This window comes from Pseudomonas sp. GD04058, from assembly GCF_029836855.1.
GTDB classification, from domain to species: Bacteria; Pseudomonadota; Gammaproteobacteria; order Pseudomonadales; family Pseudomonadaceae; genus Aquipseudomonas; species Aquipseudomonas bharatica.
This window is the reverse complement of sequence record NZ_JAOECN010000002.1, coordinates 201,852-222,004: the sequence shown is the minus strand read 5'-3', so window position 1 is coordinate 222,004 and position 20,153 is coordinate 201,852. Positions and strand designations below refer to the sequence as shown.

Below are 20,153 nucleotides of genomic sequence, written 5' to 3'. Positions count from 1 at the left end.
GTCGGGGTTTTTTCAATGGAAAAGAGCAAGCAAGGTGTGCCGTCCTCGGTGCCGCGCCATGTCGCGATCATCATGGACGGAAACAATCGCTGGGCGAAGAAGCGCCTGCTGCCCGGCGTCGCCGGGCACAAGGCTGGCGTGGATGCGGTGCGGGCCGTGATCGAGGTCTGCGCCGAAGCCAGGGTCGAGGTCCTGACCCTGTTCGCCTTCTCCAGCGAAAACTGGCAGCGCCCGGCCGATGAGGTCGGTGCGTTGATGGAGCTGTTCTTCTCGGCCTTGCGCCGGGAAGCCAGGCGCCTCAACGAGAACAACATCAGTTTGCGCATCATCGGCGATCGTTCGCGTTTCCATCCCGAGTTGCAGGCAGCCATGCGCGAAGCCGAAGCGCTGACTGCCGGCAACAATCGCTTCATCCTGCAGATCGCCGCCAACTACGGCGGTCAGTGGGATATCGCCCAGGCCGCCCAGCGTCTGGCGCGTGAAGTCCAGGCTGGCCATCTGCGCCCGGAGGACATCTCTCCCGAACTGTTGCAGACCTGCCTGGCTACCGGTGACCTGCCATTGCCGGACCTGTGCATCCGCACCGGCGGCGAGCACCGCATCAGCAATTTCCTGCTATGGCAGTTGGCGTACGCCGAGCTGTACTTCTCCGACCTGTTCTGGCCGGACTTCAAACACGAGGCCATGCGTAGTGCATTGGCTGATTTCGCTTCGCGCCAGCGCCGCTTCGGTAAAACCAGCGAGCAGGTCGAAGCCGGAGCCCGTGCTTAATGCTCAAACAACGCATCATTACTGCCCTTGTCCTGTTGCCGATCGCCCTCGGTGGCTTCTTCCTGCTCGATGGGGCGGACTTCGCCTTGTTCATCGGCCTGGTGGTCACGCTGGGCGCCTGGGAATGGGCCCGGCTTGCCGGCCTCGAGGCACAGGTGCTGCGGGTGGCCTATGCCGCGGTGATCGCCGGGTTGCTGATGCTGCTCTACCTGATGCCGGACCTGGCGCCCTGGGTGCTGGGCGCTTCGGTGTTGTGGTGGGGGTTGGCGACCTGGCTGGTGATGACTTATCCACGCAGCAGTGAACTATGGGCCAGTGCGGCCTGCCGGCTGCTGATCGGCGCGCTGATCCTGCTGCCTGCCTGGCAGGGGCTGGTGCTGCTGAAGCACTGGTCCATGGGTAACTGGCTGATTCTTGCGGTCATGGTCCTGGTATGGGGGGCCGACATCGGTGCCTACTTCTCCGGTCGGGCCTTTGGCAAGCGCAAGCTGGCGCCACAGGTCAGCCCCGGCAAGAGCTGGGAAGGCGTCTATGGCGGGCTGGCCTTGAGCCTGGCCATCACCCTGGGCGTCGGCCTGGTGCGACATTGGAGCGTTGGCGAACTGCTGCTGGGCCTGTTCGGCGCTGCGTTGATCGTCATGGGCTCGGTGGTTGGCGATCTGACCGAAAGCATGTTCAAGCGCCGCTCCGGTATCAAGGACAGCAGCAACCTGCTGCCGGGGCATGGTGGCATTCTCGATCGCATCGACAGCCTGACCGCGGCCATCCCGTTGTTCGCCGTGCTGCTTTGGGCTGCCGACTGGGGCGTGATGTGAGTCGCGTGCAGCGCATTACCGTGCTGGGAGCTACCGGCTCCATTGGCCTGAGCACGCTGGATGTCATTGCCCGGCATCCGGATCGCTACGAAACCTTTGCCCTGAGCGGCTACTCGCGGCTGGACGAGTTGCTGGCGCTGTGCCTGAAGCACGCTCCGGTATTCGCCGTGGTGCCGGATGAAGCCGCGGCGGCAACCCTGCGTGCCGGGCTCGATGCCGGCGGTTCGCGTACCGAGGTGCTGACCGGCGAACGGGGCCTGTGTGCCGTGGCGGCGGACCCGCAGGTCGATGCGGTGATGGCGGCCATCGTCGGCGCGGCAGGCTTGCGCCCGACCCTGGCGGCGGTGCAGGCGGGCAAGAAGGTCCTGCTGGCCAACAAGGAGGCGCTGGTGATGTCCGGCGCCCTGTTCATGGAGGCCGTACGGCGCAACAATGCGGTACTGCTGCCGATCGATAGCGAGCACAACGCTATCTTCCAGTGCCTGCCTGGCGACTATGCCCGTGGCCTTGACCGGGTCGGGGTGCGGCGGATCCTGCTGACCGCATCCGGCGGTCCGTTCCGTCAGACGCCGTCCGCTGAACTCGAGCGTGTAACTCCCGAGCAGGCCTGTGCCCATCCCAACTGGTCCATGGGCCGCAAGATCTCGGTCGATTCCGCGAGCATGATGAACAAGGGCCTCGAGCTGATCGAGGCGTGCTGGCTGTTCGATGCGCCACCGTCGCGGGTCGAGGTGGTGGTGCATCCGCAAAGTGTGATTCACTCCCTGGTCGATTATGTCGACGGCTCGGTCCTGGCCCAGTTGGGCAATCCCGACATGCGCACGCCGATCGCCAATGCCCTGGCATGGCCCGAGCGCATTGACTCCGGGGTCCCGCCGCTGGATCTTTTCGCCATTGCCCGCCTCGACTTCGAGGCGCCCGACGAGCGGCGTTTCCCCTGCCTGCGCCTGGCCCGTGAAGCGGCCGAGGCAGGCAACAGCGCCCCGGCGGTGCTCAACGCGGCCAACGAGATCGCGGTGGATGCCTTTCTTCGGGGGCGCATCCGCTTCCCGGAGATCGCGAGTATGATCGGGCAGGTGCTCGAACGCGAACCGGTGGTTGCGCTGGACTCGCTCGATGCAGTGTTCGCCGCTGACCAGCGCGCCAGGGAACTGGCGGGAGAGTGGTTGACGCGTCACGGCCGATGAGCTGTCGAACCCGGCCCGGTTGAAGGTTATTCGGAGAAAGACATGAGCGCGCTCTACATGATCATCGGCACCCTGATCGCACTGGGTGTACTGGTTACCTTCCACGAGTTCGGGCACTTCTGGGTGGCTCGGCGTTGCGGCGTCAAGGTCCTGCGTTTCTCCGTCGGCTTCGGTACGCCGCTGGTGCGCTGGCATGATCGCCAGGGCACCGAGTTCGTGATCGCCGCCATTCCTCTCGGCGGCTACGTGAAGATGCTCGACGAGCGCGAGGCCGACGTGCCTTCGGCGCTGCTGGAGCAATCCTTCAATCGCAAGAGCGTTGGCCAGCGTATCGCCATTACCGCTGCCGGGCCGATCGCCAACTTCCTGCTCGCCATCCTGTTCTTCTGGATCCTGGCCATGCTCGGCAGCCAGCAGGTGCGCCCGGTCATCGGTGCCGTCGAGCCGGGGAGCCTGGCCGCGGTAGCAGGCTTGAGTGCCGGTCAGGAGATCGTTTCCATCGATGGCAAGCCGACCAGCGGCTGGGCTGCGGTCAATCTGCAGCTGGTGCGGCGTCTGGGCGAGAGCGGTTCGCTGCGTATCGATGTTCGCGACGACGGCGCCTCTACCGGCAGCACCCATACGGTGGCGCTCGAGCAATGGCTCAAGGGCGCCGACGAGCCTGATCCGATCAATTCCCTGGGTATTCGCCCGTGGCGCCCGGCCTTGGCCCCGGTGCTTGCTGAGCTCGACCCGAAAGGTCCGGCCCAGGCCGCCGGTCTGAAAACCGGTGATCGCCTGCTGGCCCTGGACGGGCAGGCGCTGACCGACTGGCAGCAGGTGGTCGATAGCGTGCGCAGTCGTGCCGGCAGTCGCGTCGTGCTGGCTGTGGAGCGCGACGGTGCTCGCCTCGATGTGCCGGTGACCCTGGCCAGCCGCGGCGAGGGCAAGGCTGCCGCCGGTTACCTCGGGGCCGGTGTCGCTGCGGTGGAGTGGCCCGCCACGATGCTTCGCGAAGTCAGCTACGGGCCGCTGGAAGCGGTAGGCGAGGGCCTTTCCAGGACCTGGAACATGAGCGTCCTGACCCTTGATTCGCTGAAGAAAATGCTCTTCGGCGAGCTCTCGGTAAAAAACTTGAGCGGACCGATAACCATTGCTAAAGTGGCGGGCGCTTCGGCCCAGTCCGGCCTCGGAGATTTCCTGAATTTCCTGGCCTATCTGAGCATTAGCCTGGGGGTTCTTAACTTGCTGCCCATTCCGGTACTGGATGGGGGGCATTTGCTGTTTTACCTGGTCGAGTGGGTGCGTGGTCGTCCGCTGTCGGACCGGGTGCAAGGTTGGGGGGTCCAGATCGGTATCAGTTTGGTAGTCGGGGTGATGTTGCTCGCCCTGATCAACGATCTGGGTCGACTGTAACGCTTCGCTCAATTGCGATCCTGCCGCGCCCTTGTGGCGGGTCGTTCATTGCCAGTTGGAATAAAAAAGGACTTCATGAAACGTCTGCTGCTAACTGCGGCTCTCGCCGCACTGATGATCGCTGAAGTTCACGCCGAGTCCTTCACCATCTCCGATATTCGCGTCAACGGTCTGCAGCGGGTTTCCGCCGGCAGCGTTTTCGGCGCCCTGCCTCTGAACGTCGGTGACCAGGCTGATGACAGCCGCCTGGTGGAGTCGACCCGCTCGCTGTTCAAGACCGGGTTCTTCCAGGACATCAACCTCAGCCGCGACGGCAACGTCCTGATCATCAACGTCGTTGAGCGTCCGTCGGTCTCCAGCATCGAGATCGAGGGCAACAAGGCGATCAGCACCGAAGACCTGATGAAGGGCCTGAAACAGTCCGGCCTGGCCGAAGGCGAGATCTTCCAGCGCGCGACCCTCGAAGGTGTGCGCAACGAGCTGCAGCGCCAGTACGTCGCCCAGGGCCGCTACTCGGCCGAGGTTGACGCCGAGGTGGTGCCACAGCCGCGCAACCGCGTCGGCCTGAAGATCAAGATCAACGAAGGCACGGTCGCTGCGATCCAGCACATCAACGTCGTGGGCAACACCGTGTTCTCCGACGAAGACCTGCAAGGCCTGTTCGAACTCAAGACCACCAACTGGCTGTCGTTCTTCAAGAACGACGACAAGTACGCCCGTGAAAAACTCTCCGGTGACCTTGAGCGCCTGCGTTCCTACTACCTGGACCGCGGCTACATCAACATGGATATCGCTTCCACCCAGGTCTCCATCACCCCGGACAAGAAGCACGTCTACATCACCGTCAACATCAACGAAGGCGAGAAGTACACCGTCCGCGACGTCAAGCTCTCCGGTGACCTCAAGGTTCCGGAAGACCAGGTCAAGGCGTTGCTGCTGGCCCAGCCAGGCCAGGTATTCTCGCGCAAGGTGATGACCACCACTTCCGAGCTGATCACCCGTCGCCTGGGCAACGAAGGCTATACCTTCGCCAACGTCAACGGCGTGCCGCAACCCCACGACGAAGACCACACCGTCGATATCACCTTCGTGGTCGATCCGGGCAAGCGTGCCTACGTCAACCGCATCAACTTCCGTGGCAACACCAAGTCCGAAGACGAAGTGCTGCGTCGCGAAATGCGCCAGATGGAAGGTGGCTGGGCTTCGACCTACCTGATCGACCAGTCCAAGACCCGTCTTGAGCGCCTGGGCTTCTTCAAGGAAGCCAACGTCGAGACCCCGGCCGTTCCGGGTACCGACGACCAGGTCGATGTGAACTACACCGTGGAAGAGCAGGCTTCCGGCTCGATCACCGCCAGCGTCGGCTTTGCCCAGAGCGCCGGCCTGATCCTCGGTGGTTCGATCAGCCAGAACAACTTCCTGGGTACCGGTAACAAGGTCTCCATCGGCCTGACCCGTTCCGAGTACCAGAGCCGATACAACTTCGGCTTCGTCGACCCCTACTGGACCGCCGACGGCGTCAGCCTGGGCTACAACGCCTTCTATCGCACCACCAACTACGACGACCTCGATGTCGACGTGGCGAGCTATGCGGTGGACAGCCTGGGTGCCGGTGTCAACGTCGGCTATCCGATCAGCGAGACGTCGCGCCTGACCTTCGGCCTGAGCGTGCAGCAGGACAAGATCAAGACCGGTACCTACACCGTCGACGAGATCTTCGACTTCCTGCGCGAGGAAGGTGACGACAGCTTCCTGAACTTCAAGGCTTCGGCCGGCTGGTCCGAATCCACCCTGAACAAGGGCGTGCTGGCGACCCGCGGTCATTCGCAAAGCCTGACCCTGGAAGCGACCACGCCGGGCAGCGACCTGTCGTTCTTCAAGCTCGACTACCGTGGCCAGCTGTTCAAGCCGATCACCAACGACTACACCCTGCGCCTGCATACCGAGCTGGGTTATGGCGACGGCTATGGTTCGACCTCGGGCCTACCGTTCTATGAAAACTACTATGCTGGTGGCTTCAACTCGGTTCGCGGTTTCAAGGACAGCAGCCTTGGCCCGCGCAGTACGCCGAGCAAGGGAACCAATCCCGGTACCGCACTTGACCCGGACCAGGATCCGTTGCCGTTCGGTGGTAACGTCCTCGTGCAGGGTGGTGTCGAACTGCTGTTCCCGCTGCCGTTCGTCAAGGACCAGCGCTCCCTGCGTACCTCGGTATTCTGGGATGTGGGTAACGTCTTCGATACCAACTGCGGCTCCAAGCCAGACTGCGAGAAGGTCGGCCTTTCCGGCCTGGCCAGCTCCGTCGGCCTGGGTGTGACCTGGATCACTGCACTGGGTCCGTTGAGCTTCAGCCTGGCGATGCCGGTGAAGAAACCGGACGATGCCGATACCCAGGTGTTCCAATTCTCTCTGGGGCAGACCTTCTAAGGGTCTGGTCCACGTAAACGACAACGGATTCTGTAGGAGTGCATCGTGCGTAAGCTGACTCAACTGGCGGTACTGGCTGCGGCCCTGGTCGCGACCCCGGCGTTTGCCGAAATGAAAGTAGCCGTTCTGAACTATCAGATGGCCCTGCTGGAGTCCGACGCGGCGAAAGCCTACGCGGTCGATGCCGAGAAGAAGTTCGGTCCGCAACTGACCAAGCTGAAGAACCTGGAAAGCAGCGCCAAGGGCATCCAGGATCGCCTGGTCAAGGGCGGCGACAAGATGCCCCAGGGCGAACGCGAGCGCCTGGAGCTGGAATTCAAGCAGAAGGCCCGTGATTTCCAGTTCCAGTCCAAGGAACTGAACGAGGCCAAGGCCGTCGCCGATCGTGACATGCTCAAGCAGCTCAAGCCGAAGCTCGATGGCGCTGTCGAGGAAGTCATCAAGAAAGGCGGCTTCGACCTGGTTCTCGAGCGTGGCGCGGTCATCGATGTCAAGCCTCAGTACGACATCACCCGCCAGGTCATCGAGCGCATGAACCAGTCCCGTTGATATGACGGCGACCATGAATCTTGGCCAGTTGTCCGAGTTCCTCGGCGCGACCCTGCAGGGTCCTGCCGAGCTCGAAATCTCCGGCCTCGCGACCCTGCAGGAAGCCGGCCCTGGCCAATTGAGCTTCCTCGCCAATCCCCAGTACCGCAAATACCTGGTCGATACCCAGGCTGCCGCGGTGCTGCTGCGTGCCGCCGATGCCGAAGGGTTCTCCGGCAACGCGCTGCTTGTGCCCGATCCCTACCTGGCCTACGCCCGCATTTCCCACCTGTTCGACCCCAAACCCAAGGCTGTGGCGGGGATTCATCCCAGCGCCGTGGTGGCGGCGGACGCGCAGGTCGATGCCAGTGCCAGTGTCGGTCCTTTCGTGGTCATCGAGAGCGGCGCGGTGATCGGCGCCAATGTCACCCTCGGTGCCCATTGCTTCATCGGCGCCCGCAGTGTGATCGGCGAGGGTGGCTGGCTCGCACCGCGCGTGACCCTGTACCACGACGTGCGTATCGGCAAGCGCGTGGTCATTCAGTCCGGTGCGGTGCTTGGCGGCGAGGGCTTCGGCTTCGCCAACGAGAAGGGTATCTGGCAGAAGATCGCCCAGATCGGTGGCGTGACCATCGGCGACGACGTGGAGATCGGGGTCAATACCGCGATCGATCGGGGCGCGCTGGCTGACACCCGTATCGGTGATGGCGTCAAGCTCGATAACCAGATCCAGATCGCCCACAACGTCCAGGTCGGCGACCATACGGCCATGGCGGCCTGTGTCGGTATCTCCGGCAGCACGAAGATCGGCAAGCATTGCACCATCGCCGGCGGCGTGGGCATGGTGGGTCACATCGATGTCTGTGACAACGTTTTCGTCTCCGGCATGACCATGGTCACCCGGTCCATCACCGAGCCAGGCGGCTATTCCTCCGGCACGGCGATGCAGACCCTGGCCGACTGGCGCAAGAGCGCTGCGCGGATTCGTCAGCTGGACGACATGGCCAAACGACTTCAACAGGTAGAAAAGCGCGTCGATGCCGTGACCTCGGGCGGCCAGCCTTCATCTGATGGCTGACACCTTTTTCCTGATCAAGGCCGTGGGGCTGTCCAGTGATGGTCCCACATAGCCCAAGGTGCACGGCGCCATGCACGTGTTTCCTATCTTTACTACAGGCTTCCCCCAGAAATGATGGACATCAACGAGATTCGCGAATACCTGCCCCACCGTTATCCGTTCCTGCTCGTGGATCGGGTAGTGGAACTGGACGTCGAGGGTCAGCGCATTCGTGCCTACAAGAATGTCAGCATCAACGAACCCTTCTTCAATGGTCACTTCCCTGCGCACCCGATCATGCCGGGCGTGCTGATCATCGAGGCAATGGCTCAGGCTGCCGGCATTCTCGGCTTCAAGATGCTCGATGCCAAGCCGACGGACGGCACCCTCTACTACTTCGTCGGTTCCGACAAGCTGCGCTTCCGCCAGCCGGTACTGCCGGGCGATCAACTGATCCTCGAAGCGAAGTTCATCAGTTGCAAACGCCAGATCTGGAAGTTCGACTGCCAGGCCTCGGTCGACGGCAAGCCGGTGTGCTCCGCCGAGATCATCTGCGCGGAACGTAAACTATGAGTTTGATTGACCCTCGGGCAATCATCGATCCTTCGGCCAGGCTGGCCGAGGGTGTCGAGGTCGGTCCTTGGTCGATCATCGGCCCGGATGTCGAGATCGGCGAAGGAACCGTCGTCGGTCCGCATGTGGTGCTCAAGGGGCCGACCCGTATCGGCCGCAACAACCGCATCTACCAGTTTTCCTCGGTCGGTGAAGACACCCCGGACCTCAAGTACAAAGGCGAACCCACGCGCCTGGTGATCGGTGACGACAATGTCATTCGCGAAGGGGTGACCATCCACCGTGGCACCATCCAGGACCGTTCGGAAACCACGATCGGCAATCACAACCTGATCATGGCCTATGCCCACATCGGCCACGACAGCGTGATCGGCAACCACTGCATCCTGGTCAACAACACCGCTCTGGCCGGCCATGTGCACGTGGGAGACTGGGCGATCCTCTCGGGTTTCACCCTGGTTCACCAGTTCTGCCATATCGGTGCCCACAGTTTCTCCGGCATGGGTACGGCGATCGGCAAGGATGTCCCGGCCTTCGTCACCGTGTTCGGCAACCCCGCCGAAGCGCGCAGCATGAACTTCGAAGGCATGCGCCGCCGTGGTTTCAGCGAGGATGCCATCCACGCCCTGCGTCGCGCCTACAAGGTGGTCTACCGCCAGGGTCTGACCGTCGAGCAGGCTGTCATCGAACTGGAAGCCTCGGCGCAGCAGTTCCCCGAAGTCGAACTGTTCCGTCAGTCGATCCAGAATTCCGCCCGCGGCATCACCCGCTGATATGTCGGCACTCTGCGTAGCGTTGGTGGCTGGCGAGGCCAGCGGCGACATTCTCGGCTCGGGGCTGATGCGAGCGCTCAAGGCACGCCATCCTGATATCCGTTTCATCGGTGTCGGCGGTCCATTGATGGAGGCCGAAGGTCTGTCCTCCTATTTCCCGATGGAGCGCCTTGCCGTCATGGGCCTGGTCGAGGTGCTCGGCCGCCTGCCAGAGTTGCTCAAGCGCCGCAAGCTGTTGATCCAGACGCTGATCGAGGAAAAACCCGATGTCTTTATCGGTATCGACGCTCCGGATTTCACCCTCAATATCGAGTTGAAACTGCGTCGGGCCGGTATCAGGACCGTTCACTATGTCAGCCCGTCGGTCTGGGCCTGGCGGCAGAAGCGGGTGCTGAAGATTCGCGAGGGCTGCGACCTGATGCTGACCCTGTTCCCCTTCGAAGCGAAGTTCTACGAAGAGCAGGGCGTGCCGGTTCGTTTCGTCGGGCATCCGCTGGCCGACACCATACCGCTGGAAGCCGACCGTCAGGCTGCGCGCCAGGCGCTGGGCTTGCCCGACGGGCCTTTGGTAGCGCTGATGCCGGGTAGTCGCGGCGGCGAGGTGGGGCGTCTGGGCGCCTTGTTCCTCGATACTGCACAGCGCCTTCGCGAACTGATCCCCGGTGTACGCTTCGTTTCGCCCTGCGCCAATGCCGCACGCCGTGCACAATTGGAGCAGATGCTGGTCGGTCGTGACCTGCCGCTGACACTCCTCGATGGCCGCTCCCATCAGGCCCTGGCGGCGTGTGACGCGGTCTTGATCGCCTCGGGCACTGCGACCCTTGAAGCCTTGCTGTTCAAGCGGCCGATGGTGGTAGCCTACCGCCTGGCGCCATTGAGCTACTGGATTCTCAAGCGCCTGGTAAAAAGCCCTTACGTTTCCTTGCCCAACCTGCTGGCCCAGCGCCTGCTGGTTCCGGAATTGTTGCAGGATGCCGCCACTGCGGAGGCGCTTGCGCAAACCCTGGCGCCGCTGGTTGGCGATGGTGCGCAACAGACCGACGGTTTCGACCGTATTCATCGCACCTTGCGTCTGGACGCCTCGAACCAGGCTGCCGATGCCGTGCTGGCTTTGCTGGAAGATCGATAATGCAAATGGGACTTGACTTCAATCTGGTCGAAGACCTGGTCGCCGGTGTCGATGAAGTCGGCCGCGGCCCGTTGTGCGGCGCGGTGGTGACTGCCGCAGTGATCCTCGATCCTGCGCGCCCCATCCTTGGTCTCAACGACTCGAAGAAACTCACTGAAGCGCGGCGCGAGAAGCTTTTCGACGAGATCTGCGAAAAAGCCTTGAGCTTCTGCATCGCCCGCGCCGAAGTCGATGAAATCGACGAACTGAACATCCTGCATGCCACCATGCTGGCCATGCAGCGAGCCGTCGAAGGGCTGCACGTGGCCCCGAAACTGGCGCTGATCGACGGTAACCGCTGCCCGAAACTCCAGGTTCCGGCCTCCCCGGTGGTCAAGGGGGATAGCCAGGTGCCCGCAATCGCGGCAGCGTCGATCCTGGCCAAGGTCACCCGCGACCGCGAGATGTCCGCTTTCGAGCTGATCTATCCCGGTTACGGCATCGGCGGGCACAAGGGCTACCCCACGCCGATACATCTTGAAGCACTGGCCCGCCTGGGGCCGACGCCGATCCATCGGCGCTCCTTCGCCCCGGTACGTGCCGCGTACGAGGCGCGCGAGCTGCTCGGCGGCCAGTCCATCCTGGTCTGAGCCCACACTTCCACCACCAGTCCGGATCACTTCACGCCGGCTGTTGTTTTGATCGGGGCCCGGTACAATCCGGGCCTTGTCGTTTTGCGCTGCTATAGGATCAACATGTCGGCTTCCTTCGTTCATCTTCGCCTGCATACCGAATTCTCGCTGGTCGACGGACTGGTGCGAATCAAGCCGCTCGCCAAGGCCCTGGCCGGGATGAACATGCCGGCGGTGGCGGTGACCGACCAGAGCAACATGTGTTCGCTGGTCAAGTTCTACAAGACGGCCATGGGGGCGGGCATCAAGCCGATCTGCGGCGCCGACCTGTGGCTGGCCGGCGACGACCCGGAAGCGCCCCTGGCACGTATCTGCTTCCTGGTGATGGATGCCAAGGGCTACCGCAATCTCACCGAACTGATCTCCCGTGGCTGGACCGACGGCCAGCGCAATGGCCTGGTGGTCATCCAGCGGGAATGGATCGCCGAGGCCGCTGAAGGCCTGATCGCGCTTTCCGCAGCGAAGGAAGGCGATATCGGCATGGCCCTGATGAACGGCAACGAGGCTGAAGCCGAGGCGCTGCTGCAGGACTGGATGGCGATGTTTCCCGACCGCTTCTACGTCGAGGTGCAGCGCACCAATCGCGCTGGCGACGAAGAGTATCTGCATGCCGCGGTGGCCCTGGCCGATCGCCTGGGGGCGCCGCTGGTGGCGACCAACGATGTGCGTTTCATCAAGCAATCCGATTTCGATGCCCACGAGACCCGCGTGTGCATCGGCGAGGGCCGTGCCCTCGACGATCCGCGCCGTTCGCGCAACTACAGCGACCAGCAGTACCTGAAGAGCCCGGAGGAAATGGCCGAGCTGTTCAGCGACCTGCCCGAGGCCCTGGAAAACAGCGTCGAGATCGCCAAGCGCTGCAACATCACTGTGCAGTTGGGCAAATACTTCCTTCCCGATTTCCCCACGCCCAACGGCATGGGGATCGACGACTATCTGCGCCATGTTTCCCATGAAGGCCTGGAAGAGCGCCTGGCCGTGCTCTGGCCAAAGGAAACCACGCCCGACTACGAAGAGAAACGCCAGGTCTATCTGGATCGGCTCAAGTTCGAGCTGGACATCATCATCCAGATGGGTTTCCCCGGTTACTTCCTGATCGTTATGGACTTCATCAAGTGGGCCAAGAACAACGGCGTGCCGGTGGGCCCGGGCCGGGGGTCGGGAGCTGGCTCGCTGGTGGCCTATGTGCTCAAGATCACCGACCTCGACCCCTTGGCCTATGACCTGCTGTTCGAGCGCTTCCTCAACCCCGAACGTATTTCCATGCCCGACTTCGACGTCGACTTCTGCATGGATGGCCGCGACCGGGTGATCGACTACGTGGCCGAGGCCTACGGGCGCAATGCGGTGAGCCAGATCATCACCTTCGGCACCATGGCGGCCAAGGCGGTGGTGCGCGACGTTGCGCGGGTGCAGGGCAAGTCCTACGGCCTGGCGGATCGTCTGTCGAAGATGATTCCGTTCGAAGTCGGCATGACCCTGGAAAAGGCCTACGAACAGGAAGAAATGCTGCGGGACTTTCTCAAGACCGACGAGGACGCCAAGGAAATCTGGGACATGGCCCTCAAGCTCGAGGGTGTCACCCGGGGTACCGGCAAGCACGCCGGGGGCGTGGTCATCGCCCCGACCAAGCTCACCGACTTTTCGCCGATCGCCTGTGACGAAGAAGGCGGTGGCCTGGTAACCCAGTTCGACAAGGACGATGTCGAGGCCGCCGGCCTGGTGAAATTCGACTTCCTCGGCCTGCGTACCCTGACCATCATCAAATGGGCGATGGAGATCATCAACCGCGAGCAGGCCAAGGCCGGCCTGCCGGATGTGAACATCGACTTCATCCCGCTGGACGACCGCAAGACCTACGAACTGCTGCAGCGGGCAGAAACAACAGCGGTATTCCAGCTGGAATCCCGCGGCATGAAGGAGCTGATCAAGAAGCTCAAGCCCGACTGCCTGGAAGACCTTATCGCACTGGTGGCGTTGTTCCGTCCCGGTCCGTTGCAATCGGGCATGGTGGACGACTTCATCAACCGTAAGCACGGTCGTGCCGAGCTGGCCTATCCGCATCCGGATTATCAGTACGATGGCCTGAAGCCCGTACTGGCACCGACCTACGGCATCATCCTGTACCAGGAACAGGTGATGCAGATTGCCCAGGTCATGGCCGGTTACACCCTCGGCGGTGCGGACATGCTGCGTCGGGCCATGGGCAAGAAGAAGCCCGAGGAAATGGCCAAGCAGCGTGGCGGTTTCATCGAAGGGTGCGTCAACAACGGAATCGACGCCGACCTCGCGGGCAACATCTTCGACCTGGTGGAGAAGTTCGCCGGCTACGGCTTCAACAAGTCCCACTCCGCCGCCTATGGCCTGGTCTCCTACCAGACTGCCTGGCTGAAGACCCACCACCCGGCTGCGTTCATGGCCGCGGTACTCTCGGCGGATATGCACAACACCGACAAGGTGGTGATCCTGATCGAGGAAGTGCGCAGCATGAAGCTGCGCCTCGACGCGCCGGACGTGAATTTCTCCGACTTCAAGTTCACCGTGAACAACGACGGACGCATCGTCTATGGCCTCGGTGCGATCAAGGGCGTCGGCGAGGGTCCGGTGGAAGCGATCATGGAGGCACGGGCCGCAGGTGGTCCGTTCAACGACCTGTTCGATTTCTGCGCGCGGGTCGACCTCAAGCGCATCAACAAGCGCACCCTCGACGCCCTGGTGCGCAGCGGTGCGCTGGACCGCCTCGGGCCGTTCTTCCATGACGAGATCAAGGCCTACCAGGCCAATATCGATCGCAACCGTGCAGTCTTGCTGTCGGCGATGGAGGAAGCGATCAAATCGGCGGAGCAGACCGCCCGCACCCATGACAGCGGTCACTCGGACCTCTTCGGTGGCCTGTTCGACGAGCCGGATGCCGATGTCTACGCCAACCATCGCAAGGCCCGCGAGCTGACCCTGAAAGAACGTTTGCGCGGCGAGAAGGACACCCTCGGCCTCTATCTCACCGGCCACCCCATCGACGAGTACGAAGGCGAGATTCGCCGTTTCGCCCGCCAGCGTATCGTCGACCTGAAGCCGGCACGCGATACCCAAACAGTCGCCGGCATGATCATTGCTCTGCGGGTGATGAAGAATAAGAAAGGCGACAAGATGGGCTTCGTCACCCTCGACGATCGCTCCGGGCGGATCGAGGCTTCGTTGTTCGCCGACGCTTTCATGGCCTCGCAAGCGCTGCTGCAGAACGATGCCATGGTGGTGGTCGAGGGCGAGGTCAGCAATGACGACTTCTCGGGCGGCCTGCGCCTGCGCGTCAAGCGGGTGATGAGCATGGAGGATGCGCGCACCAACCTGGCCGACAGCCTGCGCCTGAAGCTGCACGCCGATGCGCTCAAGGGCGATCGTTTGGCCTGGCTGGGCGACCTGCTCAAGCGCCACCGCGGCGCCTGCCCGGTGAGCATGGAATACACCGGCAGTGACGCGAAAGCCCAGTTGCAGTTCGGCGAGGATTGGCGGATCGACCCGGCCGATGGCTTGATTCAGGCCCTGCGTGACCAGTTCGGCCGTGAGAACGTCTTTTTGCACTATCGATGAATTTTTAATCTCGACCTGAACGCGCCTCTCCCTTAAGGTAGGGCGCCAAACGGATCAACCGGCCGGCCGCCTGGCCGTCGACCCAAGACGGATGCCTATGAACCCGAATTTTCTGGATTTCGAACAGCCGATTGCTGACCTGCAAGCCAAGATCGAAGAGCTGCGCCTGGTAGGCAATGACAACTCGTTGAACATCGGCGATGAAATCGGCCGTCTGCAGGACAAGAGCAGCGAGCTGACCAAGAGCATCTTCGGCAATCTGACCAGCTGGCAGATCGCCCGCCTGGCGCGCCATCCGCGCCGGCCGTACACCCTGGACTACATCGAGCACATCTTCACCGAGTTCGACGAGCTGCACGGCGACCGTCACTTCGCCGACGACGCCGCGATCGTCGGCGGTATCGCCCGCCTGGACGACCGCCCGGTGATGGTCATCGGCCACCAGAAGGGCCGTGAAGTGCGCGAAAAGGTTCGCCGCAACTTCGGCATGCCGCGTCCGGAAGGCTACCGCAAGGCCTGTCGCCTGATGGAAATGGCCGAACGCTTCAAGATGCCGATCCTGACCTTCATCGACACCCCGGGTGCGTATCCGGGCATCGACGCCGAAGAGCGCAACCAGAGCGAAGCCATCGCCTGGAACCTGCGGGTCATGGCGCGCCTGAAGACCCCGATCATCGCCACCGTTATCGGCGAGGGTGGTTCTGGCGGTGCGCTGGCCATCGGTGTCTGCGACCAGCTCAACATGCTGCAGTACTCGACCTACTCGGTGATCTCGCCGGAGGGTTGCGCCTCGATCCTTTGGAAAACCGCCGAAAAGGCTGCCGACGCCGCCGAGGCCATGGGCATCACTGCCGAACGCCTGAAAGGCCTGGGCATCGTCGACAAGGTCATCTCCGAACCCCTGGGCGGTGCGCACCGTGATCCGGCAGCCATGGCAGCCTCGGTTCGCAGTGAGCTGCTCGAGCAACTGGACATGCTGAAGAAGTTCGACAACGACGCGTTGCTCAAGCGCCGTTACGACCGCCTGATGAGCTACGGTCTCTGACCTGAAGCCATCTGTCAGGAATTGGGGCCGCAAAGCGGCCCCGATTGCTTTTGTCGGACCCTGAACATGACCGACCTCGTCGCCCGCCTGAAGGACAAGCTAGCCCCCTGGCAGAACGCGCCCGGTTGGTGCGTGGCCTTGTCGGGCGGTCTGGATTCCACTGTACTCCTGCACCTGCTGGCAGCCATGACGGATCGCCCATCATTGCGCGCCATCCATGTCCATCACGGCTTGCAATCGGTCGCGGATGCCTGGCCGGAACACTGCCAGCGCCTGTGCGACTCGCTGGGCGTCGAGCTGCTGGTACGCCATGTGACAGTGGGAGAGGGCGCCAGCCTCGAACAGGCCGCGCGCAATGCCCGCTATGCGGCCTTCAGTGAAGTGCTTCGGGATGGAGAAGTCCTGCTGACCGGCCAGCATCGTGAGGACCAGGCCGAAACCCTGTTGTTGCGCCTGCTTCGTGGTGCCGGATTGCGTGGGTTGATGGCGATGCGCGGACTGCGGCAGTTGGGTGACGCCTGGCTGCTTCGGCCCTTGCTCGACAGCTCTCGTGACGAGCTTCTGCGCTATGCCCGTGATCGTGGCCTGGACTGGATCGAAGATCCGTCGAATGGCGATATCCGATTCACGCGCAATTACCTGCGACAAGAGGTGCTTCCGGCCCTGTCTTCACGCTGGCCACAGGTCAGTCGCACGCTGGCCCGTACTGCCGATCATCTCGCCGAGGCGGGCGAGTTGCTCGATGCACTGGCCTCGGGCGATCTGGCGCAGGCCCAGACGCAGGGTGATTTTCCCTGGCTCGGTATTCCCTCCCTGCATTTACCGGGTCTGCTCCGGCTTTCTCCAGCGCGCCAGCGTAACGCCCTGCGATTTTGGCTCGCGTATTTCACTCGCCTGCCCGATGCCGATCATTGGGCCGGCTGGGACGCTCTACTCGATGCCCGCCCCGATGCTTCACCGATCTGGAAACTCGCCGATGGCGAGCTGCACCGGGCTGGTGAGCGCATCTACTGGTTGAGTGGCGAGTGGCTCGGCGCTCCCGATGGGGCGGAATGCTGGAAAGATCCACCACTGGCGCTGGAACTGCCTGGCAACGGATTCGTTATCCTGAAAGGGAATAAGCCCGGGGAGACCCTGCGGATCGCCTACCGCCAGGGCGGCGAAAACATGCATATCGCCGGTCGCGGCCATCGCGATCTCAAGCGTTTGCTCAATGAACGCGGGGTTCCCGCCTTCGTTCGCGGCCGTTTGCCACTGCTGTTCGCCGGTGATCGACTGGTCGCCGTGGCCAACCTGCCGGACCTTGTTGATGGCGATTTGCAACTTGTGTGGCAGGTACCGACGAGTGAGCAAGGTTTGAGGTGATGGGCATCTTCGGGTAGACTACGCTCCCTTCTTGATACAGCTTCTGTGAGCCCGATTCGAGCCGCAGGAGTTGCCGATTACCAAGCAGTTTTTTGCTGGGCGATTCTCAAAATGTGTAGCGAGCTCCGTACCGGGATTTCAACCCCCGGTCTGTACAGACGCGGCAGTATTTTCGGATGCACTGTGATTGACGCAGGTGATCGGGGGCTTCGGCCTTCCTTCGCTTTCCCCGGCGGCGCAGACCGCTTTAACGCAGACTTCTAGGGTTTTTCATGACGCGCTACATATTCGTCACGGGCGGTGTTGTTTCTTCATTGGGGAAAGGCATTGCCTCGGCTTCATTGGCGGCCATCCTGGAGGCGCGGGGGCTCAAGGTCACCATGCTCAAGCTGGACCCGTACATCAACGTCGACCCGGGCACCATGAGCCCGTTCCAGCACGGCGAAGTGTTCGTTACCCACGACGGCGCCGAGACCGACCTGGACCTGGGCCACTACGAGCGGTTCATCCGCACGACCATGACCCAGAACAACAACTTCACCACCGGCCGCATCTACGAGCACGTGCTGCGCAAGGAGCGTCGTGGTGACTACCTGGGCGCCACCATCCAGGTCATCCCGCACATCACCGACGAGATCAAGCGTCGCATCATCAAGGGCGCCGGCGATGCCGACGTGGCCCTGGTCGAGATCGGCGGCACCGTCGGCGACATCGAGTCGCAGCCGTTCCTCGAAGCCATCCGTCAATTGCGCGTCGAAGTCGGCTCCAAGCGCGCGATGCTGATGCACCTGACCCTGGTCCCGTACATCGCCACCGCCGGCGAGACCAAGACCAAGCCGACCCAGCACTCGGTCAAGGAACTGCGCTCCATCGGCCTGCAGCCTGACGTGCTGATCTGCCGTTCAGACCATCCGGTCGATGTGTCGTCCCGTCGCAAGATTGCCCTGTTCACCAACGTCGAAGAACGTGCGGTCATCTCGCTGGAAGACGTCGACACCATCTACAAGATTCCTGCCGTGCTGCACGCCCAGGGCCTGGACGACTTCGTCGTCGAGCGCTTCGGCCTGCAATGCAACGGTGCCGACCTCTCCGAATGGGAAAAGGTCGTCGATGCCAAGCTGAACCCCGAGCACGAAGTCACCATCGCCATGGTCGGCAAGTACATGGAACTGCTTGACGCGTACAAGTCGCTGATCGAAGCGATGAGCCACGCCGGCATCCAGAACCGTACCAAGGTCAACCTGCGCTACATCGATTCCGAAGACATCGAGAACCAGGGCACCGGTCTGCTGGAAGGCGTCGACGCCATCCTGGTGCCGGGCGGCTTCGGTCTGCGCGGCGTGGAAGGCAAGATCACCGCCGTCCAGTACGCTCGCGAGAACAAGGTCCCGTACCTGGGGATCTGCCTCGGCATGCAGGTCGCGGTCATCGAATTCGCCCGTAACGTCATGGGCTGGAAGGACGCCAACTCCACCGAGTTCGATCGCAACAGCGGCCACCCGGTCGTTGGCCTGATCACCGAGTGGGCCGATGCTACCGGCGCCGTGGAAACCCGTACCGAAGCGTCCGACCTGGGCGGCACCATGCGCCTGGGCGCCCAGGAATGCCAGCTGGAAAGCGGTTCCAAGGTCCACGATTGCTACGCCAAGGACGTGATCGTCGAGCGTCACCGCCACCGCTACGAAGTGAACAACAATCTGCTGCCGCAATTGATCGAAGCCGGCCTCAAGGTTTCCGGTCGTTCCGGCGACGGTGCACTGGTGGAAGTGGTCGAGTCCCAGGATCATCCATGGTTCGTCGCCTGCCAGTTCCACCCAGAGTTCACCTCGACCCCGCGTGACGGCCATCCGCTGTTCAGCGGCTTCGTCAAGGCGGCCCTGGCGCAGAAGAACAAGGCCTGATCCATGACCCAGAAGATCATTCGCGTCGGTAACATCGAGATCGCCAACGACAAGCCGTTCGTCCTGTTCGGCGGCATGAACGTTCTGGAGTCCCGTGACCTGGCCCTGAAGGTCTGCGAGGAATACGTGCGGGTTACCGAGAAACTCGGTATCCCCTACGTGTTCAAGGCCAGCTTCGACAAGGCCAATCGCTCGTCGATCAATTCCTACCGCGGTCCTGGCCTTGAAGAAGGCCTGCGGATCTTCGAGGAAGTGAAGAAGACCTTCGGCGTTCCGGTCATCACCGATGTGCACGAGCCGTTCCAGGCCGAAGCCGTGGCCAAGGTTTGCGACATCATCCAGCTGCCGGCCTTCCTCTCGCGCCAGACCGACCTGGTGGTGGCAATGGCCAAGACCGGTGCGGTGATCAACATCAAGAAAGCCCAGTTCCTCGCCCCCCAGGAAATGAAACACATCCTGACCAAGTGCGAGGAAGCGGGTAACGACCAGTTGATCCTGTGCGAGCGTGGTTCCAGCTTCGGATACAACAACCTGGTGGTGGACATGCTCGGCTTCGGCATCATGAAGCAGTTCCAGTACCCGGTGTTCTTCGACGTGACCCACGCCCTGCAGATGCCGGGCGGTCGTGCCGATTCGGCCGGCGGTCGTCGTGCCCAGGTCACCGAACTGGCCCGTGCCGGTCTCAGCCAGGGCCTGGCTGGCCTGTTCCTCGAGGCCCACCCGGACCCGGACAACGCCAAGTGCGACGGTCCCTGCGCCCTGCGCCTGGACAAGCTGGAGCCTTTCCTGACCCAGCTCAAGCAACTGGATGACCTGGTGAAGAGTTTTCCGACGGTAGAAACCGCATAAGCCGCGTTTCTCCGGTAAAGTACCGCCCGTTTCACCCCTGACCTCGCGGTCGGGGGTTCTCCGCGTCAGGCCTGCCCGT

The 20,153-nt window shown here is 62.6% G+C and carries 16 protein-coding genes; all 16 read left to right on the top strand.

Annotated elements, in window-relative coordinates:
- Positions 1 to 15 precede the first annotated feature (15 nt).
- Entirely contained in the window at positions 16 to 771 is a 756-nt protein-coding gene (gene uppS / locus N7650_RS02880; protein ID WP_009395263.1) for a polyprenyl diphosphate synthase, read from the top strand.
- Positions 771 to 1,586 carry a phosphatidate cytidylyltransferase gene (locus N7650_RS02875; RefSeq protein ID WP_009395262.1) on the top strand — a complete coding sequence of 272 codons (816 nt, stop codon included), beginning with the start codon at positions 771 to 773 and terminating at the stop codon, positions 1,584 to 1,586. Before uppS ends, N7650_RS02875 begins: the two co-directional genes overlap by 1 nt.
- Entirely contained in the window at positions 1,583 to 2,773 is a 1,191-nt protein-coding gene (gene ispC / locus N7650_RS02870; RefSeq protein WP_009395260.1) for a 1-deoxy-D-xylulose-5-phosphate reductoisomerase, read from the top strand. Before N7650_RS02875 ends, ispC begins: the two co-directional genes overlap by 4 nt.
- A gap of 42 nt (positions 2,774 to 2,815) precedes the next feature.
- Positions 2,816 to 4,168 carry a sigma E protease regulator RseP gene (rseP, locus tag N7650_RS02865; RefSeq protein ID WP_009395258.1) on the top strand — a complete coding sequence of 451 codons (1,353 nt, stop codon included), beginning with the start codon at positions 2,816 to 2,818 and terminating at the stop codon, positions 4,166 to 4,168.
- Between the two features lie 75 nt (positions 4,169 to 4,243).
- A complete protein-coding gene (gene bamA, locus N7650_RS02860) occupies positions 4,244 to 6,595 on the top strand; it encodes an outer membrane protein assembly factor BamA (protein WP_009395257.1) in 2,352 nt (783 codons plus the stop codon).
- A 45-nt stretch (positions 6,596 to 6,640) separates the two neighbouring features.
- A complete protein-coding gene (locus tag N7650_RS02855) occupies positions 6,641 to 7,144 on the top strand; it encodes an OmpH family outer membrane protein (protein ID WP_009395255.1) in 504 nt (167 codons plus the stop codon).
- A 1-nt stretch (position 7,145) separates the two neighbouring features.
- Entirely contained in the window at positions 7,146 to 8,201 is a 1,056-nt protein-coding gene (lpxD, locus tag N7650_RS02850; protein ID WP_009395254.1) for a UDP-3-O-(3-hydroxymyristoyl)glucosamine N-acyltransferase, read from the top strand.
- Between the two features lie 111 nt (positions 8,202 to 8,312).
- Positions 8,313 to 8,753, top strand: a complete 441-nt coding sequence (gene fabZ / locus N7650_RS02845; protein WP_009395253.1) for a 3-hydroxyacyl-ACP dehydratase FabZ — start codon at positions 8,313 to 8,315, stop codon at positions 8,751 to 8,753.
- Positions 8,750 to 9,526 (top strand): acyl-ACP--UDP-N-acetylglucosamine O-acyltransferase, encoded by a 777-nt coding sequence (gene lpxA / locus N7650_RS02840; RefSeq protein ID WP_009395252.1) that lies wholly within the window; start codon positions 8,750 to 8,752, stop codon positions 9,524 to 9,526. The genes fabZ and lpxA overlap by 4 nt, the downstream gene beginning before the upstream one ends.
- 1 nt (position 9,527) lies before the next feature.
- On the top strand, positions 9,528 to 10,655 hold the full coding sequence (gene lpxB / locus N7650_RS02835) for a lipid-A-disaccharide synthase (RefSeq protein WP_009395251.1): 1,128 nt from the start codon (positions 9,528 to 9,530) through the stop codon (positions 10,653 to 10,655).
- Positions 10,655 to 11,284, top strand: a complete 630-nt coding sequence (gene rnhB / locus N7650_RS02830) for a ribonuclease HII (protein WP_009395250.1) — start codon at positions 10,655 to 10,657, stop codon at positions 11,282 to 11,284. Before lpxB ends, rnhB begins: the two co-directional genes overlap by 1 nt.
- Before the next feature lie 105 nt (positions 11,285 to 11,389).
- Positions 11,390 to 14,914: a DNA polymerase III subunit alpha gene (dnaE, locus tag N7650_RS02825; protein ID WP_279897049.1), complete on the top strand. Its 3,525-nt coding sequence runs from the start codon at positions 11,390 to 11,392 to the stop codon at positions 14,912 to 14,914.
- Positions 14,915 to 15,011: 97 nt separating this feature from the next.
- Positions 15,012 to 15,959 carry an acetyl-CoA carboxylase carboxyl transferase subunit alpha gene (gene accA, locus N7650_RS02820; RefSeq protein WP_009395248.1) on the top strand — a complete coding sequence of 316 codons (948 nt, stop codon included), beginning with the start codon at positions 15,012 to 15,014 and terminating at the stop codon, positions 15,957 to 15,959.
- A gap of 66 nt (positions 15,960 to 16,025) precedes the next feature.
- Positions 16,026 to 17,324: a tRNA lysidine(34) synthetase TilS gene (tilS, locus tag N7650_RS02815; RefSeq protein ID WP_279897047.1), complete on the top strand. Its 1,299-nt coding sequence runs from the start codon at positions 16,026 to 16,028 to the stop codon at positions 17,322 to 17,324.
- A 272-nt stretch (positions 17,325 to 17,596) separates the two neighbouring features.
- On the top strand, positions 17,597 to 19,225 hold the full coding sequence (locus tag N7650_RS02810) for a CTP synthase (RefSeq protein WP_009395244.1): 1,629 nt from the start codon (positions 17,597 to 17,599) through the stop codon (positions 19,223 to 19,225).
- Between the two features lie 3 nt (positions 19,226 to 19,228).
- On the top strand, positions 19,229 to 20,074 hold the full coding sequence (gene kdsA, locus N7650_RS02805) for a 3-deoxy-8-phosphooctulonate synthase (protein WP_009395243.1): 846 nt from the start codon (positions 19,229 to 19,231) through the stop codon (positions 20,072 to 20,074).
- Positions 20,075 to 20,153: the final 79 nt, after the last annotated feature.

Bases quoted from the DNA above. Each gene is read 5' to 3' on its own strand.
- uppS (WP_009395263.1), top strand. From the start codon at position 16: ATGGAAAAGAGCAAGCAAGGTGTGCCGTCCTCGGTGCCGCGCCATGTC.
- N7650_RS02875 (WP_009395262.1), top strand. From the start codon at position 771: ATGCTCAAACAACGCATCATTACTGCCCTTGTCCTGTTGCCGATCGCC.
- rseP (WP_009395258.1), top strand. From the start codon at position 2,816: ATGAGCGCGCTCTACATGATCATCGGCACCCTGATCGCACTGGGTGTA.
- bamA (WP_009395257.1), top strand. From the start codon at position 4,244: ATGAAACGTCTGCTGCTAACTGCGGCTCTCGCCGCACTGATGATCGCT.
- lpxD (WP_009395254.1), top strand. From the start codon at position 7,146: ATGACGGCGACCATGAATCTTGGCCAGTTGTCCGAGTTCCTCGGCGCG.
- fabZ (WP_009395253.1), top strand. From the start codon at position 8,313: ATGATGGACATCAACGAGATTCGCGAATACCTGCCCCACCGTTATCCG.
- lpxA (WP_009395252.1), top strand. From the start codon at position 8,750: ATGAGTTTGATTGACCCTCGGGCAATCATCGATCCTTCGGCCAGGCTG.
- lpxB (WP_009395251.1), top strand. From the start codon at position 9,528: ATGTCGGCACTCTGCGTAGCGTTGGTGGCTGGCGAGGCCAGCGGCGAC.
- rnhB (WP_009395250.1), top strand. From the start codon at position 10,655: ATGCAAATGGGACTTGACTTCAATCTGGTCGAAGACCTGGTCGCCGGT.
- dnaE (WP_279897049.1), top strand. From the start codon at position 11,390: ATGTCGGCTTCCTTCGTTCATCTTCGCCTGCATACCGAATTCTCGCTG.
- accA (WP_009395248.1), top strand. From the start codon at position 15,012: ATGAACCCGAATTTTCTGGATTTCGAACAGCCGATTGCTGACCTGCAA.
- tilS (WP_279897047.1), top strand. From the start codon at position 16,026: ATGACCGACCTCGTCGCCCGCCTGAAGGACAAGCTAGCCCCCTGGCAG.
- N7650_RS02810 (WP_009395244.1), top strand. From the start codon at position 17,597: ATGACGCGCTACATATTCGTCACGGGCGGTGTTGTTTCTTCATTGGGG.
- kdsA (WP_009395243.1), top strand. From the start codon at position 19,229: ATGACCCAGAAGATCATTCGCGTCGGTAACATCGAGATCGCCAACGAC.